We start from the raw sequence: 711 nt of genomic DNA, 5'->3' as shown, positions 1-711 counted from the left end.
ACCTGACTTGGCTCAATTTAGTCAGACGGTTGGGGCAGCTTTTCGGTGAGTTCGCGGATGTCAGCGGGCAGGTCGGTTTGTGCATGGATGGTATGGCCTGCGATTTCGACGGTAAACGTCCGGTATTTCTTCAGGGTTCGCACTAATCGCTTCAACGACAGGCCCGAGGCTTGTTCCAACACGTGGCCTGTGGCCATCGCGGCCATCACAATGGTTAGGTGTGCGTGGATGGAGTCTTCTTTACGGTGATAAATCGGTCGGGCTTTCAGGTCTGATTTCGCCATTCGGAACGATTTCTCGATCGTGAACAGGCGCCGGTAGGCACCGATGACTTCCTGGGGTTTTAAGTCTGTGCGTGAGGTCTCGTATCCTTTAATCCCGGCCAGGGTTAGGTGCTTGTTGGCTAGGGTGTGGTTGACCTGCTTATTCGGGGCCTTGAGGTTGACGTATCGATTCCGCTTGACGGGTATCTTTCCGTCAACAGCACGCTGGGCTTTATCTAGTTGTTCGCCGATGCCGCGCCTTGTGCGCCGAGCCCTATCGTAGGAATACTGGTAATAGGTCACTGCCTGCGGTTTGCCGCTGGTGCGGCGTTTGTCGCTGTGGTGACGGTGGGTCCAGATGTGTCCGTCTTCGTAGTCGGTGTAGCTGCGCCCTTCCGCTGCATCTAGCCAGGCTTTAATTGGTTCTGGGATTTCGCGTTCTTTCGTG

General features: G+C 55.3%; 1 protein-coding gene. It reads right to left on the bottom strand.

Going from position 1 to position 711, the window contains the following annotated elements; translation table 11 throughout:
- Nucleotides 1–17 precede the first annotated feature (17 nt).
- Nucleotides 18–711 (bottom strand): IS1634 family transposase (locus tag HMPREF3148_RS04355; RefSeq protein ID WP_141741068.1); only part of this gene is annotated, 694 nt, incomplete at its 5' end.

The sequence above is a fragment of the Corynebacterium sp. HMSC05D08 genome, assembly GCF_001807215.1.
In the GTDB taxonomy this organism is placed as follows: Bacteria; Actinomycetota; Actinomycetes; order Mycobacteriales; family Mycobacteriaceae; genus Corynebacterium; species Corynebacterium striatum.
The sequence above is the reverse complement of the archived record's forward strand: the minus strand, read 5'-3'. Positions and strand labels throughout refer to the sequence as shown.